Raw genomic sequence first — 16,799 nt, 5'->3', positions numbered from 1 at the left:
CCGGGTGTCGGCCGTCAGCGGTCCAGCAGGCTCCCCGCGTGCGCGCCGGCGGCCGCCGCCGCGAGGAACGGGACGGGATCGGCATCGAGGTCGCGCCCCATCGTCGACAGGCGTAGCCCCGCGGCCTCCTCGACGCCCCGCAGCGCGGCGAGCAGGTCCGGCGCGCCGGAGGCCCTATCCCCACGGACGTCGAGGTCGACGCGCCGGTGGCGGCCGTCCAGGGTGTCGACGAGCCGCGCCTCCACCAGCGGGGACAGGTCCTCGCCGGGCCAGGACAGCCCGCCGGGCACGACGACGTCGCTCGGCGCCAGCGCGACCCGCCCCAGCGCGGTCACGGAGTGGTGGGACAGCCCCAGGTGACGTTCGCGCGCGTCCGTGCCGGACATGCGCAGGACGGCGATGCCGCGCCCCCGCAGGGCGGTGGCCGCGTTGAGCGCCTCGCCCGCGGCGACCCCGGAGAAGCCCCAGCGTGTGCCGGTGCCGAGGTTGCCGGGCCCCTGGGCGACGACGACGACGTCCGCCTCCAGCACGAGGCGAGCGCCGAGCAGGCCGGTGTGCACGGTGACGGCCTCGACGTCGCCGCCGAACGCCTGACCGACCGTGACGGTGCCGATGATCAGGCCCGTGTCCTTGAGAGCCGCCCCCGTTCGCGAGAACCAGGCGGGCAGGGCGCCGCCGTCCGTCATGAGCGAGGCGACGCGTGCGCCCGGCCGGACCGCGTGCACGCCGGCCACCACGGCCGGCAGTGCGGAGTGCAGGTCGGCCACGACGACGGGCGTCCCGCCGAGGTCGTCGGCGTCCTCGAGGGTGCCGTGGTGGGCGGACTCCTGCTCGTCGACGCCGAGCACCATCACCTGCCCCGGCGTGTAGCGCGCCTTGACGAGATGGCCGGGCCCGGGCGGGGGGTCGGCCGGGAGCCGGTCGGGCAGGGCGACGACGAGGGCGTAGCCCCCGGTGCCGAGGCCCTTCTTAAGGGCGGTGACGTTGAGCAGAACCCGGTCGCCGGGCACGGGCGAGCCGACGAGCGCCGGGTAGGCGAGTGCGCGCACGGACCGCCCGTCCACGTCGACCTCGAGCTCGACGGCGCCCGACCACTCGCGTCGAAGGGAGAGCACCGTCCCGGCGCGCCACAGGATCACGTCGTCACGCTACCTCCGCCGGTAGCGTGAGGGGGTGAGCGAGCCGAAGGTCCGGGTGACCAAGGAGGAGCGACTCCTCAACCTCCTCGCCGCGCTGAGGTCCACCGAGCGCGGCCTGTCCAAGTCCGACGTGCGGCGACTCGTCCACGGCTACGGCGGCCAGAAGGACGACGCGTTCGAGCGGATGTTCGAGCGCGACAAGGACTCGCTGCGCTCGCTGGGCGTCCCGCTGCTCACCACCGTCTCACCCGTCCACCTCACCGACATCGCCTACCGGCTCGGCGGGGACGACGAGAGCGTCGCGGAGCTCGAGCCGACCGCCGAGGAGGCCGCGGTCCTCGCCGCGGCCGCCGGGGTCTGGCGGGACGCCGCCACGAGCGCTCCCGCCCAGCGCGGACTGACGAAGCTGCGCGGGCTGGCCCCCGAGGTCCGCTCCGGCGGCCCCGGGGGCCGGACCGGCGTGGGGCTGGCCGAGCCGGGCCCGGCCTTCACGGCGCTCCTCGACGCGCTGGAGACGGGACGTGCCGTCCGGTTCGACTACCGGGCCGCCTCGACGGGCGAGCTGAGCACCCGCCTCGTGGACCCGTGGCGACTGGCCGCACGCGGACGCTCCTGGTACCTCGTGGGACACGACCACGACCGGGGCGCCGTCCGGGTCTTCCACCTCTCGCGCGTGCGCGGGAGGGTGAGCGACGCCGAGGCCCCGGAGCGTGTGCCCGCACCCGCGGACCTCGACCTGTCGGCCGTGCTGAGCGCGTCGCGTCGTCAGCGGGCCGAGGCGAGCCTCGCGCTCGCGCCGGGACGGGGGGCCGTGGTGCGCGCACGGGCGGGCGAGGGCCGCGACGCCGCCGACGGGGACGCGGCGGACAGTGGCGCTGCCGACGGGCACGCGGCGGACAGGGATCCCGCGCCCGCCACCGACCTCGTCCCGGACGGCTGGGACGTCCTCGACCTCACGACCGACGACCTCGAGGGGCTGGCCGGCGACGTCGCGGCGCTCGGGGACGTGGCCCTCGCCCTCGCGCCGCCGGCACTCGTCGACGCCGTGCGGCGCCGGCTCGCGCGCGCGGCCGCGGTGCCGGTCTCCTCGGCGCCCGTCGCCGAGGAGACGGGCACCACGGCCCCGACCAAGCCCGCCCCGCGTCGCGAGGGGGCCGAGGACCGGCTGGCCCGGCTGCTCTCGCTGGTCCTGCGGCTCCACGAGAAGGGCGACCAGAGCGTCACCGAGCTCGCCGAGCACTTCGGGGTCAGTGAGAAGCAGGTCATCGCCGACGTCGAGCTGCTGTGGGTGACCGGCCTGCCCGGCTACCAGCACGACGACCTCATCGACTTCTCCGTCGACGCCTTCGAGTCCGGCGTGATCTCGCTGGCGAACGACCAGGGGCTCGCCCGCCCGCTGCGGCTCACCACGGACGAGGCCGTCCTCCTGCTCGTCGCCCTCGGGCCGCTGCGCGCCGTCGCGGGCTCGGTCGGGATGCCCACCGCCCTCATCGACGGTCTCGCGGACAAGCTCGAGGTCGCCGCGGGCACGGCGTCGACGGTCGCGCGGGCGATCGACGTGGCGGTGCCCGGTGCCGACCCGGTCGCGCTGTCGCGCGCGCGAGAGGCGCTGCGGCTGGAACGGCGCCTGCACCTGGTCTACGTCTCCGGCGGCGACGTGCGCACCGAGCGCGACGTCGATCCGCGCTCACTCGTCCTCGACGCGGACGACTGGTTGCTCTCCGCATGGTGCCTGCGCGCCGGGGCGCCGCGGACCTTCCGGGTCGACCGGATCGTCACCGCGGACATCACCGACACACCGGTCGAGGAGCACCCGTGGCCGGAGCGCACCGGGCAGGTCGGTGACATCGGCGAGGAGGTCGTCGTCGAGCTGACGTCGGCGGCCCGGCCGTTCGCCGAGACCGTGCCGTCGATCGCGACCGAGGACCTCGCGGACGGCGGTGTGCGGGTCCGGCTGCGCGTGGCCGACCGGGCCTGGTTCGTCGGGGCGATGCTCGACCTGGGCGAGGAGGTCACCGCGATCGGACCCGAGGAGCAGGCCGAGCGGGTGCGCGCGGCCGCCCGCGCGGCACTGCGGCGCTACGGCGGCTGAGCGACGAGGGCCGAGCAGCCGCGGGCTACTCCCGCCCCGGGTGCAGGGCCGGGACCATCCGGGCGGGGTCGTCCGTGATGACCACGCTCGCCCCGAGCGCCCGCACCCGCGCGGCGCGGGTCACCGAGTTGACCGTCCACGCCCATGTCTCCAGGCCGGCCTCCCGCGCGCGGGAGGCGAGCTCCGGACCCAACCAGGTGTGCCGGGGAGCGATGGCGAGAGCGCCGAGAGCACGGGCGGCCGCGACCGGGTCGGGATCTCCCCACGCCTCGGTCGCGGGCCCGAGGAACGGCGAGCCTGCCGCGGTGGACGGACCGTCGGCGAGCACGGCGCGGGGGAGCGCGGGCAGCAGCTCGGCCGCCGCGGCCAGCACCGCCCGGTCGAACGACTCGAGCACGCACCCCGGCCCGCCGGAGCGGCCCGCCAGCACCTGACCGACGGCGGCCACGACCTCGCGCGGCGTGGCGCACGGGAGGGAGCCGTCGGGGGCCGACTTGATCTCGACGAGCACCCACGGGTCGCTCCCGGCATCCCCGGCCGCCACCTCGATCGCGTCGAGCGCGGCGACGAGCGTGGGGACGCCGAGGCGCCCCAGCTCGTCCGCCGTCAGCTCGCGCGTGGCCCGGCGGCCGATCAGCAGGTCGTGCCGGACCACCGGCACCCCGTCCGCCGACAGGTGCGTGTCGAGCTCCACGCCGTCGGCACCGACCTCGACCGCGCGGACGAACGCCGGGAGCGTGTTCTCGCGGCGCTCGGCGGACGCCCCGCGGTGCCCGAGGACCTCGAGGTGGTCGTCCGCCGCCCCGCCCTCCGGTCCTGATCCGGCGCGGGCGTCTATCCTGGGCATGTTCCATCCTCCCCGACGAAGGTGACCGCCATGTTCCGCAACGGCCTCCAGCCGATGCACATCCTCGTGCTCGTCGTGGTGATCCTGCTCGTCTTCGGCGCCTCGCGGCTGCCCGACATCGCCTCGTCGATCGGGAAGTCGCTCAAGGTGTTCAAGAAGGAGGTCCGCGAGCTGCGCGAGGACGACGACGCGCCGTCCGGCCGCGCGGACCAGGACCCCGGCGCCCACGGTGGCACGGGAGACGGTGGCATCGACGACCGTGGTCGGGCACCCGGGGGTGAGGGAGACGGCGGCCGGTCGCCACGCGGGGGAGCACCGGATCCGCGCCCGGCGGGCTCCGATGACGACCGTGCCCCGGACGACCACGCGTCCTCCCGGCCACCGAGCACGCACGCCCCCGGTCGGCAGCAGCCGCCCTCCGGCTCCGCCGGGTAGCCGGTGGCGCGCCGCAGGCGCAACCCCGAGGGACGGATGCCGCTGCGTGCGCACCTCGGTGAGCTGCGCCGTCGTCTCCTCTACGCGCTCGCGGGCGTCCTGCTCGGCGCCGTGGCCGGCTGGTTCCTCTACGACCCGGTCCTCGAGTCCGTGTCCGCGCCGCTCAACGTCGCCCGGGCGGACGGCGCGCTCGCGGGCCTGAACTTCACCACGCTGGGTTCCGCGTTCGACCTGCGCGTCCAGGTCGCCGTCGTCATCGGGCTGTTCCTCACCTCGCCGTGGTGGGTCGGTCAGCTGTGGTTGTTCCTCTCGCCCGCCATGCACCGCGGGGAGCGCCTCACGGCCGCCGCCTTCGCCCTCACCGGCGCGGCGCTGTTCCTCGCCGGCGGTGCGTTCGCGTGGATGCTCGTGCCGCACGTCGTCGAGATCCTCACGTCCTTCGTGCCCGAGCAGGGCACGAGCCTCGTCGACGCCCGGTCCTACCTCGTGTTCGTCCTCCGGGTGCTCGTCGTCTTCGGCGTGGCGTTCCTCGTGCCCGTCGTCATGGTCGGGCTCGGCGCGGCCCGCCTCGTGCGGGCCCGGACCTTCCTGCGGGGCTGGCGCTGGGCGATCATCGGCGCGTTCGTCTTCGCCGCCTTCGCGAACCCGCTGCCCGACGCGTGGTCGATGATCGCCATGGCCATGCCGATCCTCGTGCTGTACTTCGGGGCGATCGGCGTGTGCGCGGTGCTGGAGCGCATCCGTGCCCGCCGCGACCGGTCAGCGGCCACCGCCGCAACCGGCGCCGACGGCCCCACCGGGGCCACAGCCGCACCGACGACCGCCACGGAGGACCCCGCATGACCGCGCGCGTCGGGCTCGTCATCAACCCCTCCGCCGGCGCCGGCAACGGCTCGCGCGTGGCGAGCGAGGTCCGGGCCGTCCTGGCCGACCTCGCGATCACCGACGACCTCACCTCCGCGAACGCCCTGCACGCGCTGGCCCGCGCGCACGCCGCCGCGCGCGAGGGCCGGATCGACGCCCTCGTCGTCGTCGGCGGGGACGGCATGGCCCACCTCGGCCTCAACGCCGTGGCCGGCACCGACGTCCCCCTCGGGCTCGTGTCGGTCGGCTCCGGGAACGACGTCGCCCGGGCGCTCGGCCTGCCCGTCGGCCGCCACGTCGACTCGCTGCGCATCATCCACGCGGCCCTCGACCCGCGCGACCGGTCCGCGGCGCCACGCGCGATGGACGCCGTCCGCGTCGCCCGCCCCGGTGCGCCGCTCGGGCGCCACGCCGCCGGTGACCGCCTCGGCCTCGTCCCGGGCGGCGAGGACGTGCGCTGGTGCGCGTCGTCCCTCGTCGTCGGGTTCGCCGCCCAGGTCAACCTCACGGCCAACCGCTACCGCTGGCCGCGCGGGGGAGCGAAGTACGTGCGGGCGACCGCTGTCGAGACGATGCGCTTCCGCCCCTACGGCGCGCGCGTGGACGTCGACGGCGAGGTCCGCACCGGGCCGACGACGCTGGTCTCGGTGTCCAACACCCCGCTCATCGGTGGCGGCCTCGAGGTCGCCCCCGGCGCGGACCCGGGCGACGGCATGCTCGACGTCGTCCACATCGACGCCGTGGGACGCCCCACGATCGCGACGCTCTTCCCTCGCTTCGCGGGCGGCTCGCACGTGGGGCTGGACCCCGTGCACGTCTCGCGCGGACGGCGGGTCGAGATCCACGACGCCCCCGAGCACGGCCGGTCACTGCCGGTCGCAATGGCCGACGGCGAGGAGGTGGGGGCGGGCCCGCTGGTCGCCGAGGCCGCGCCGGGGGCGTGGCGAGTGTGCACCTCGACGCGAGCGACATAGCCTGATCAGCATGACCTCTCCCGCCGAGCGGTACGCCGCGTCCCGCCGGCGACCGGCCGGCGTCGACCCCGAGCTCGAGCTCGACGAGTTCCGGGCCGGGCTCGCGTTCTCCCTGGACCCGTTCCAGGTCGAGGCGTGCCGCGCCGTCGCCGAGGACCGGGGCGCGCTCGTGGCCGCGCCGACCGGTGCCGGCAAGACCGTCGTGGGGGAGTTCGCCGTCCACCTCGCTCTGCGCCGCGGCAGGAAGGCCTTCTACACGACGCCGATCAAGGCGCTGAGCAACCAGAAGTTCACCGAGCTCCGCGCCCGGTACGGCGAGGGCCGGGTCGGTCTTCTCACGGGGGACACCTCGATCGACGGCGACGCCGACGTCGTCGTCATGACCACCGAGGTCCTGCGCAACATGCTCTACTCGGGCTCGCCGGCGCTCAAGGGGCTCGGCTTCGTCGTCATGGACGAGGTCCACTACCTCGCCGACCGGTTCCGCGGGCCCGTGTGGGAGGAGGTCATCCTCCACCTCGACGAGCGCGTGCGCATCGTCTCGCTGTCCGCGACCGTGTCCAACGCCGAGGAGTTCGGCGACTGGCTCACCGAGGTCCGCGGCGACACGGCCGTCGTCGTCTCCGAGCGGCGCCCGGTCCCGCTGTGGCAGCACCTCATGGTGGGGCGCCGCATCCACGACCTGTACTCCCACGACGTCGACCCCACCGACGTGGGTGCGGACCCGCCCCTGAGCCCCGAGCTCCTCGAGGCCGTCCGACGGGCGTCCCGCCACACGCGCGGCCAGCACGGACGGCCGCAGCGGCGTCACCGCCCCCGGGGCCGGGGCCGGGACCTCGAGAGCCGCCGCGACGACGCCCGGCCGGTCCGGCGCCCGGCGCGGGCCGACGTGGTACGGGCCCTCGACGACCAGGCGCTGCTCCCGGCGATCGTCTTCATCTTCTCGCGCGCCGGCTGCGAGGACGCCGTGCGGCAGACGGTCGGGTCCGGCGTGCGGCTCACCACCGCGCGGGAGGCCGCCGAGATCCGCCGGCACCACGAGGCCGCCACCGCCTCCCTGCCGCCCGCCGACCTCGGTGTCCTCGGCTACGACCGGTGGGCCCACGCCCTCGAGCAGGGCGTCGCCGCGCACCACGCGGGCATGCTGCCGGTGTTCAAGGAGGTCGTCGAGGACCTGTTCGCCGCCGGCCTCGTCAAGGTCGTCTACGCGACCGAGACCCTCGCCCTGGGCATCAACATGCCCGCGCGGTCCGTCGTCGTCGAACGGCTCGACAAGTGGGACGGGTCCGCGCACACGGCCCTCACGCCGGGGGAATACACCCAGCTGACGGGCCGGGCCGGCAGGCGGGGCATCGACGTCGAGGGCCACGCCGTCGTGCTCTACGCCGACGGCGTCGACCCGTCCCACGTGGCCGGCCTCGCCTCGCGCCGCACCTACCCCCTGCGCTCCGCGTTCCGCCCCACCTACAACATGGCCGTCAACCTGCTGCAGCGCCTCGACCTCACCCGCGCCCGGCACGTCCTCGAGCAGTCGTTCGCCCAGTTCCAGGCCGACCGGTCCGCCGTCGGCCTGGCCCGGCAGGTGCGTAAGCACGAGCGCTCCGTCGCGGAGCTCGCCGAGCAGATGCGCTGCCACCTCGGGGACTTCGCCGAGTACCAGGAGCTGCGCGAGCAGCTCTCCGCGGCCGAGGGCGAGGAGTCGAGGTCTCGCGCCGCCGCCCGCCGCCGGGAGACCGAGGCGTCGTTCCGGACGGTGCGCCGGGGCGACGTCGTCGCCTTCGGTCGTGGCCGCCGCACCGAGCACGCCGTCGTCCTCGAGCCGGCCGAGGCGGGCATGGACCGGGTCGGGATCCAGGTCCTGGGCGACGACCGGCGCGCCCGGCGGCTCACCGCGACCGAGGTCCCGCACGGGCTCCGCGTGGTCTCCAAGGTCCCCCTCCCGAAGCGGTTCAACCCGCGTAACCCCACCGAGCGCCGCGACCTGGCCTCCTCGCTCCGCAACGCCCTGGCGCAGGGGACCCGCCCGCGGGCGGACGCCCCGAGCCACGGCGCGGGCGCGCCGGCCGGCGACGCGCCGGCCGGTCCGGGCGCGCACGGCGGCGCGACGCCGGCGGGCCCGGGCCCCCACGCCCGGGCCGAGGCTGTGCGGGAGGCCCTGCGCGCCCACCCCTGCCACGGCTGCTCCGACCGCGAGAACCACGCGCGCGTCGCCCGGCGCTGGTCCCGGGCGAAGGTCGAGCTTGCCGACCTGACCGGACGCATCGAGCAGCGCACCGGGTCGGTGGCTCAGGACCTCGTGCGCGTGTGCGACGTCCTCGGCGAGCTCGGCTACCTCGACGACGAGACGGGGACCGAGCAGGGCCGGACGGTCACCGAGGACGGCCGGTGGCTCGCCCGCATCTACGCCGAGCGCGACCTGCTGCTCGCGGAGTGCCTGCGCTCGGGCGACTGGGACGGCCTCGCACCCGCGGAGCTCGCGGCCGCGGCCTCGATGATCGTCTCGTCGAACCGCACCGCGGACCTCGCGGCCGCCGGGGCCGCCCGGCCGCCGGGCCCCCTCGGCGAGGCCGTCCGACGCACCCACCGGCACGCGGCCCGCCTCGCCGACCTCGAGCGCGCGCACGGCCTGCCCCCGACCGAGCCCGTGGACGACGCACTCGTCCGCGCCATCCTCGAGTGGGCGCAGGGCGGCTACCTGATCGACGTCCTCGACCTGGCCGGCATCGGGGCGGGCGACCTCGTGCGCCAGTGCAAGCAGCTGCTCGACGTCCTCGACCAGATCGCGACTGCCGCCCCGAGCCCCGAGCTCGCGCACGCCGCCTGGGAGGCGGTCGGTCTCGTGCGTCGAGGCGTGGTGGCATGGTCGAGCGTCTGAGCGTCTGAGCGTCTGAGCGTCTGAGCGTCTGAGCGTCTGCCGGCGGCCACGCCACCGGGGTTGTCCACAGCCCGTGGAGGACACGCCGAGGGACGACACGCCGGGGAGTCCGCGGCCCACTGACCTGCAACCAAGCCCTTGACCTGCCAATACACCGCCGCCGGTGGCGGAGGGGAGGATGCGGGGTACTCCGCGTCCGGGCTATGTTCTCCCAACGCCTCGCGGCAGGTGGCCGGGCCCCGACCTGGCCGTGACGCCGTAGGTCGCACGGCCCGCGCGCCCAGTAGAAAACGTTGTCGACGCCCCCGGGCGACGGCACGGTCCGAAGGGTGCGCGGGCCTCCCCCGGTGCGGTCGCCGGGGCGGATCGGCGGGCGCCCCCGCTCCTTCGTAGACTTCCCCGGTGCCCGCCACGCTCCCGCGCCCGATCGCCCTGGTCCTCGCCGTCGCCGCCGGGCTCGCGGCCGACCTGGCGTTCGCCCCCCGGACGTGGTGGTGGCTCGCGATCCTCGCCGTCGGGGCGCTCCACCTGGCGCTGCGGGGTCACTCCGCGAGGTTCGCCTACCTCGTGGCCGCCGGCTTCGGACTGGCCTTCATGCTGCGGCACCTCTCGTGGGCGGTCCAGGCTGTCGGCGGCGGGGAGTGGCTGCCGTGGGTGGCGCTGTCGATCCTCGAGGCCCTCATCCTCGCCCTGTACGGGCCGCTGCGCGCCTGGGCCGTGACCGCGCTCGGCGCATCCCGTCGACCGCTGATCGGCGCACTCCTCGCGGCTCTCGCCTGGGTCGGCGTGGAGGTGGTGCGCTCGAACGTCCCGTTCGGCGGACTGCCGTGGGGCGTGCTCGCGCACAGCCAGGTCGACGGGCCGCTCGTCTCCCTCGCCCGGCTCGGCGGGGAGCCGCTCGTCTCCGCGCTCGTCGTGCTCACCGGCGTGCTGCTCGCCGAGGGCGTGTCCGCCACGAGCAGGCTGCGTCCGTTCCGTGGTGTGCGGCTGGTCGCCACCGGGGGCGTCGTCCTGCTCGTGGGCCTGATCCTGCCGCTGCCGACGGGCGCCCAGTCGGGCACGCTCTCGGTCGGTGCCGTCCAGGTCCACGTCCCCGGCGGCGGGCTGACAACCAGCGCGGAGGCTCGCCAGGTCACCGCCGACCATGCGGACCTCACCGAGGAGCTCGTGTCCGGCGAGCCCGATCTGGACCTCGTCCTGTGGGCCGAGTCCGCGGCCGACGTCGACCCGCGCACGGACGAGGACGTCGCGGCGTCCGTCGAGCGGGCCGCGCAGGCGGCCGGCGTGCCGGTCCTCCTCGGTACCCAGCGGTACGTCGACGACGGCGACGGCGGCCGGAACCGTTACAACGAGCTCGTCGTCTGGGAGGCCGGTCAGGGGCCGGTCGGTCAGGCCTACGCGAAGCAGCACCCGGTGCCGTTCGGCGAGTACATGCCCTACCGGAACTTCTTCCGGTTCTTCTCCCCGGCCGTGGACCGCGTGACCACCGACATGCTGCCCGGCGACCGACCGGGCCTCGTCGAGGTCGGTGTCGAGCGGCTCGGTCGGCAGGTCCCCCTCGCGGTGGGGATCTGCTTCGAGGTCGGCTACGAGGCGATCATCGCCGAGGGCGTGGCGCTCGGCGGGGAGATGATCGTCATCCCGACCAACAACGCCACCCACGGCGACACCGCGGTCAGCGCGCACCAGCTGGCCATGACGCGGTTCCGCGCTGTGGAGTTCGGGCGGTCCGCCGTGCAGGTCGGACGCACCGGCGTGTCCGGCGTCGTCGCCCCCGACGGGGAGCTGCTCGAGCGCACCGACCTGTTCGAGGTGACGACGTACACGGGCGAGGACCTCCCGCTGCGCACGGAGATCACGCCCGCCGTGCGTGTGGCGCGTCCCGCAGGACTCGTGGCCGTCCTGGTCACCGCGGGCCTGGGCGTGGCCGGTATCGTCAGGGGCCGCCTCACGGCTCCCGCCCGCTCGCGGTGAGCCGAGGCGCACGCCCCGGCCCCGACCCAGGAGCACCCGTGTCCGCACCCGACGACGCGCACCCGTCCTCGCCCGAGGACGCGCACCCGCGCACGCTCGTCATCATCCCGACCTACAACGAGCTGGAGTCCCTGCCCGTGGCCGTGCGCCGCGCGCGCGAGGCCGCACCGTGGGTCGACGTCCTCGTGGTCGACGACGCGAGCCCGGACGGCACGGGCGACCTCGCCGACGAGCTGGCGGCGGCCGACGCGCAGGTCGACGTCCTGCACCGGGCCGGCAAGGAGGGCCTCGGTCGGGCGTACGTCGACGGGTTCTCGCGCGCCCTTCAGCGCGGCTACGAGCTCGTCGTGGAGATGGACGCCGACGGCTCCCACCGGGCTGTCGACCTGCCGGTCCTCCTCGAGCGCGCGGAGGCGGGCGACGCCCCGGACCTCGTCATCGGCTCGCGCTGGGTCCCGGGCGGCGAGGTCGCGAACTGGCCGCGCAGCCGGGAGGTCATCTCGCGGACCGGCAACACGTACGTCCGGCTCGCGCTGGGGATGTCGGTCGGCGACGCCACCGCGGGGTTCCGGGTCTTCCGCGCCGCGACGCTTCGCGCGCTGGACCTGGACGAGGTGGAGTCGGCCGGCTACTGCTTCCAGGTCGACATGACCTGGCGCGTCCACCGCGCGGGCATGCGCATCGTCGAGGTGCCGATCGTGTTCGTCGAGCGCGAGGAGGGCGTGTCCAAGATGACGGGGGGCATCGTGCGGGAGGCGCTGTGGCGCACCACCGCCTGGGGCGCCCGCCACCGGGCCGGGCAGGTCCGCGGACTCCTGGGCAGGTTGCGCCGCCGCTGAGGATCCGGCGGGCGTCGCCCAGGTCACACACGAAAGCGACCGACGAGGGAACATCGGACGACCGTCCGGTGTTCACGAGATCAGCAGGAGGTGGCTCCGCAGCCCCACGACCCGCGTCGTGGCGCGGCCGAGACCCACCGCCGCGGCGGACAACAGCCGCGGCCCCCGACAGGTGAGGAGAGAGACCATGGCGGACCGAGCACTGCGTGGCATGAAGATCGGTGCGTACTCGATGGAGTCCGAGGACGGTGTGGACTTCGCCGAGCGCCAGCGCGTGACCTACGACTGCGTGGACGGCCATACCTACACCGTCCCGTTCTCCATGGAGGCCGAGATCCCGGCCCTGTGGGACTGCCCGACCTGCGGCAAGGAGTCCCTGCGCCGGGACACCGAGCGGCCGGAGCCCGTCAAGCCCGCCCGCAAGGTCCGCACCCACTGGGACATGCTCCTCGAGCGCCGCTCGGTCGAGGAGCTCGAGGTCCTGCTCGAGGAGCGGCTCGCGCTCCTGCGCAGCGGTCAGCTGCGCCGCCGCAGCGCCTGACCGAGCGGGAGACGACCCGGATCGCGGCCCCGGGCACCCACGCGGTGCCCGGGGCCGCGCGCTGTCGGTGGGGGTCGATACCGTGCCTCCCGCACGCCCGAGCACCACCACGTCTGATCCACCGCGCATGACCACCGCGTGTGAGCACCACCCCGCCCGAGCACGACCGTTGCGGAGCACGTCGAGAATCCACTGGCGCCCACCGGGGCACGGGCGTCTAAGGTAGGCCGGCTCGTGACGGCGGCCCGGCGCGGGACCCCGGCCCCGCGCATGAGGTCCCGACCGCGAGCCCGGCACTCGTTCCTGTCTCTCGAACCCCGATCCACCACCGCCGACCGACCGAAAGCAGTCCTCATGCTCTGGAAGCTCGTCCGGACCTACGGTCGCCCGTACCTCGGCCTCGTGGTCGCCGTCCTCGTGCTGCAGCTGGCCGCCACGATCGCCACTCTCTACCTGCCCAGCCTCAACGCCGACATCATCGACCACGGGATCGCCACCGGGGACACCGCCTACATCTGGCGCGTGGGCGCCCTCATGCTCGGCGTCGCTCTCGTCCAGCTCGTCACCGCCGTGGCGGCCGTCTGGTTCGGCGCCCGCATGTCGATGGCGCTCGGCCGCGACCTGCGACGCGCGGTCTACACGCGCGTCGACGCCTTCTCCGCCGAGGAGATGGGCCGGTTCGGTGCACCGACCCTCATCACCCGGGGCACGAACGACGTCCAGCAGGTCCAGATGGTCGTGCTCATGGCGCTCAACTTCATGGTGATGGTGCCCATCATGTCGATCGGCGGCATCGTCATGGCCATCCAGGAGGACCCCGGCCTGTCCTGGCTCGTGTGGGTCTCGGTCCCCGTCCTGCTCGTGGTCGTCGGGGTCCTCGTGGTGAGGCTGATGCCGCTGTTCGAGCGCATGCAGTCCAACATCGACGACGTCAACGGCGTCATGCGTGAGCAGATCATGGGGATCCGGGTCGTGCGCGCCTTCGTCCGCGAGCGGCACGAGACCGAGCGGTTCACCGGCGCCAACGCGACCCTCACCCGCACCTCGGTGCACATCGGCCGGCTGTTCGTCCTCATGGGGCCGGTCATCACCCTCGTCCTGCACCTGGCCACGGCGGCCGTGCTGTGGTTCGGCGGCATCCGGGTCGACGAGGGCCTCGTCCAGGTCGGCGCCCTGACGGCGTTCATGCAGTACCTCCTGCAGATCCTCATGGCCGTGATGATGGGCACCTTCATGTTCATGATGTTCCCGCGCGCCATCATCTGCGCGCGGCGCATCGGCGAGGTGCTCGAGGCCCGAGGCTCCGTCACCGAGCCAGAGGCACCCCTCGAGCCGAGCGACCCGGACGGCACCGTCGAGCTGCGCGGCGTGACCTTCGCCTACCCCGGCGCCGACGCCCCGGTCGTCGACGACGTCACCTTCACCGCGCGCGCCGGCACCACGACGGCGATCATCGGCTCGACCGGGTCGGGGAAGTCCACGCTCATCAATCTCGTGCCCCGCCTCTACGACGCGACGGCGGGGGAGATCCTCGTCGACGGCCTACCCGTGGACCGGCTCTCCCGCTCCTCGCTCACGCGGGCCGTGGGGCTCGTGCCGCAGAAGCCGTACCTGTTCTCCGGCACGGTCGCCGACAACCTCCGGTTCGGGAACCCGGACGCCACCGACGAACAGCTGTGGGCGGCGCTCGACACCGCCCAGGCCACCGAGTTCGTCCGTGACCGGACCACGGGCGAGGGCGACGATGCCCGCACCGGCCTGGAGTCCAACGTCTCGCAGGGCGGGACGAACGTCTCCGGCGGTCAGCGGCAGCGCCTGTGCATCGCCCGTGCCCTCGTGGCACGCCCCCGGGTCTACCTGTTCGACGACTCGTTCTCCGCCCTCGACGTGACGACGGATGCCCGGCTGCGGTCGGCCCTGCGCCGGTACACGGACGGGGCGACGACGATCGTCGTCGCGCAGCGCGTGTCGACCATCACGGGTGCCGACCTCATCCTCGTCATGGAGGAGGGCCGCATCGTCGCCCGCGGTACCCACGACGAGCTCCTCGAGAGCTCCGAGACCTACCGGGAGATCGTGGCCTCGCAGATCAGTGCGGAGGAGCTGGTATGAGCACGGAGCACGAGCTCTCCGAGCAGGAGATCGCCGAGCTGCAGGACAGCGTCGGTGCGGGTGAGTGGGGCGAGGGCTCCGCGCCCCGGAAGGCCAAGCGCTTCTGGCCCTCGCTGGGCCGGCTGTTCGCCACGCTCGCCGACCACAAGCTCGGCGTGGCCGCCGTCTTCCTGGCCGGCGCGATCTCGACCGTGCTCACCGTCTGGGCGCCGACGATCCTCGGCGACGCCATGGACGTCATCTTCGACGGGGTCCTGTCCGGCACCGGTGTCGACTTCACCGAGCTCGGCCGCCTCCTGCTGGTCGTGCTCGGCATGTACGCGGCCGCGGCCCTGTTCGACTGGCTCCAGGGATTCGTCCTCAACGAGATCGTCATGCGGGTCGTCTACCGGCTCCGCGAGGCGATCGAGACCAAGGTCAACCGCCTGCCGCTGAGCTACTTCGACACCCGGCAGCGCGGGGACCTGCTCTCCCGCACGACGAACGACGTCGACAACGTCCAGGCCGCCATGCAGCAGGCCTTCGCGTCGCTCTTCTACGCGCTCATGACGATCATCGGCATCACCATCATGATGTTCGTGCTGTCGTGGCAGCTCGCGCTCATCGCGCTCACCGCCCTGCCGATCGCCGGGATCGTCGTCGGCGTGGTGGGGTCGCGGTCGCAGCAGCTCTTCACCGCGCAGTGGCGCCACACGGGGCGCGTCAACGGCCACATCGAGGAGTCGTTCACGGGGCACGACCTGGTGACGGTGTTCGGGCGCCAGGACAGCATGCGCGAACGGTTCGACGAGCGGAACGAGGAGCTCTTCGAGGCGTCGTTCAAGGCGCAGTTCTACTCCGGCGTCATCATGCCCGTCATGCAGTGGGTGACGTACCTGGGGTACGTCGGCATCGCCGTCGTCGGTGGCCTGCGGGTGGCGAACGGCCAGATGTCGCTCGGCCAGGTCACCGCCTTCATCCAGTACTCGCGCGAGTTCAACGCGCCGCTGGGCGAGATGGCCGGCATGGCGAACATGCTCATCTCCGGCGTCGCGTCGGCCGAACGGATCTTCGAGCTGCTCGACGCCGACGAGCAGGAGCCCGACCTCGCCGAGTCCGCCGGGCGCGGCACGCTCGACCCGGCCGGCCCGCAGCCCGGGCGCCTCGCGCAGCCGGTACGGGGCATGGTCGAGTTCGACCGCGTCGCCTTCTCCTACACCCCCGACCAGCCGCTCATCACTGACCTCTCGCTCACGGCGCTGCCCGGGCGGACGGTGGCGATCGTCGGGCCGACCGGGGCCGGCAAGACCACGCTGGTCAACCTCGTCATGCGCTTCTACGACATCGACGCCGGCCAGATCCGGCTCGACGGCGTCGACACGGCGACCCTCGAGCGGAGCGTGCTGCGCAGCCAGGTCGGCATGGTGCTCCAGGACGCCGTGCTCTTCGGCGGGACGATCATGGAGAACATCCGGTACGGCCGTCTCGACGCGACCGACGACGAGGTGCGGGCGGCCGCGACGGCGACCTACGTCGACCGCTTCGTCCACACCCTGCCGGACGGCTACGACACCGCGATCGAGGACGAGGGCGCCAACATCTCCGCCGGGGAGCGGCAGCTCATCACCATCGCCCGGGCGTTCCTCGCCGACCCGCCGATCCTCATCCTCGACGAGGCGACCTCGTCGGTCGACACGAGGACCGAGGTGCTCGTGCAGCAGGCCATGGGCGCGCTGCGCACGGACCGGACCTCGTTCGTCATCGCGCACCGGCTGTCGACGATCCGCGACGCCGACACGATCCTCGTCATGGAGCACGGCGACATCGTCGAGCAGGGCGACCACGAGGAGCTGCTCGAGGCGGGCGGTGCCTACCACCGCCTCTACCGCTCGCAGTTCTCCCAGGGGGTCGACCCCGACGCCGACGAGGCGGTGGTCGAGGGCGCGGCACCGGTCGGTGGCGCGGGTGCGCCGGCCGGCCCCGTCCCCGGTGACGGCCCCGCCGACGCAGTGCCGCCGTCGGACTGAGACCGGGGCGCCCCGGGCCCCGCCGGGACGTCCGACCCCGCGTGTAACGTGTGCCGGCGCACCCGGGCGCGCTCCGAACGACCACGCCCGCTCCACCTCGG

12 protein-coding genes are annotated in these 16,799 nt (G+C 74.3%); 10 read left to right on the top strand and 2 right to left on the bottom strand.

Annotated elements, in window-relative coordinates; translation table 11 throughout:
• Positions 1-14 precede the first annotated feature (14 nt).
• Positions 15-1,139 (bottom strand): DUF3866 family protein, encoded by a 1,125-nt coding sequence (locus ACPYO4_RS11890; RefSeq protein WP_425709457.1) that lies wholly within the window; start codon positions 1,137-1,139, stop codon positions 15-17.
• 34 nt (positions 1,140-1,173) lie between these two features.
• Here ACPYO4_RS11890 and ACPYO4_RS11885 point away from each other — a divergent pair, with 34 nt between their 5' ends.
• On the top strand, positions 1,174-3,231 hold the full coding sequence (locus ACPYO4_RS11885; RefSeq protein WP_425709456.1) for a helix-turn-helix transcriptional regulator: 2,058 nt from the start codon (positions 1,174-1,176) through the stop codon (positions 3,229-3,231).
• A 25-nt stretch (positions 3,232-3,256) separates the two neighbouring features.
• Here ACPYO4_RS11885 and ACPYO4_RS11880 read toward each other — a convergent pair whose 3' ends face one another.
• Positions 3,257-4,078 (bottom strand): glycerophosphodiester phosphodiesterase, encoded by an 822-nt coding sequence (locus ACPYO4_RS11880; protein ID WP_425709455.1) that lies wholly within the window; start codon positions 4,076-4,078, stop codon positions 3,257-3,259.
• A 30-nt stretch (positions 4,079-4,108) separates the two neighbouring features.
• Between ACPYO4_RS11880 and tatA the strand changes: the two genes are divergently transcribed.
• From tatA to ACPYO4_RS11835, 9 genes are all read left to right on the top strand, one after another.
• Positions 4,109-4,513 (top strand): twin-arginine translocase TatA/TatE family subunit, encoded by a 405-nt coding sequence (gene tatA / locus ACPYO4_RS11875; protein ID WP_425709454.1) that lies wholly within the window; start codon positions 4,109-4,111, stop codon positions 4,511-4,513.
• A 36-nt stretch (positions 4,514-4,549) separates the two neighbouring features.
• A complete protein-coding gene (gene tatC / locus ACPYO4_RS11870) occupies positions 4,550-5,356 on the top strand; it encodes a twin-arginine translocase subunit TatC (protein ID WP_425709453.1) in 807 nt (268 codons plus the stop codon).
• Entirely contained in the window at positions 5,353-6,351 is a 999-nt protein-coding gene (locus ACPYO4_RS11865) for a diacylglycerol/lipid kinase family protein (protein WP_425709452.1), read from the top strand. Before tatC ends, ACPYO4_RS11865 begins: the two co-directional genes overlap by 4 nt.
• 10 nt (positions 6,352-6,361) lie before the next feature.
• Positions 6,362-9,226 carry a DEAD/DEAH box helicase gene (locus ACPYO4_RS11860; RefSeq protein ID WP_425709451.1) on the top strand — a complete coding sequence of 955 codons (2,865 nt, stop codon included), beginning with the start codon at positions 6,362-6,364 and terminating at the stop codon, positions 9,224-9,226.
• Between the two features lie 402 nt (positions 9,227-9,628).
• The gene (gene lnt / locus ACPYO4_RS11855; protein ID WP_425709450.1) at positions 9,629-11,200 is read left to right on the top strand and encodes an apolipoprotein N-acyltransferase; all 1,572 of its coding nucleotides are present in this window, start codon (positions 9,629-9,631) and stop codon (positions 11,198-11,200) included.
• A 38-nt stretch (positions 11,201-11,238) separates the two neighbouring features.
• A complete protein-coding gene (locus ACPYO4_RS11850; protein WP_425709449.1) occupies positions 11,239-12,039 on the top strand; it encodes a polyprenol monophosphomannose synthase in 801 nt (266 codons plus the stop codon).
• A gap of 187 nt (positions 12,040-12,226) precedes the next feature.
• Entirely contained in the window at positions 12,227-12,580 is a 354-nt protein-coding gene (locus ACPYO4_RS11845; RefSeq protein ID WP_425709448.1) for an RNA polymerase-binding protein RbpA, read from the top strand.
• Positions 12,581-12,934: 354 nt separating this feature from the next.
• Positions 12,935-14,692 carry an ABC transporter ATP-binding protein gene (locus ACPYO4_RS11840; protein WP_425709447.1) on the top strand — a complete coding sequence of 586 codons (1,758 nt, stop codon included), beginning with the start codon at positions 12,935-12,937 and terminating at the stop codon, positions 14,690-14,692.
• Positions 14,689-16,698, top strand: coding sequence for an ABC transporter ATP-binding protein (locus tag ACPYO4_RS11835; RefSeq protein WP_425709446.1), 2,010 nt, complete (start codon positions 14,689-14,691; stop codon positions 16,696-16,698). Before ACPYO4_RS11840 ends, ACPYO4_RS11835 begins: the two co-directional genes overlap by 4 nt.
• Positions 16,699-16,799: the final 101 nt, after the last annotated feature.

Origin of the sequence: Georgenia sp. Z1491 (genome assembly GCF_049856175.1) — a bacterium.
Classification (GTDB): Bacteria; Actinomycetota; Actinomycetes; order Actinomycetales; family Actinomycetaceae; genus JB111.
The sequence above is the reverse complement of the archived record's forward strand: the minus strand, read 5'-3'. Positions and strand labels throughout refer to the sequence as shown.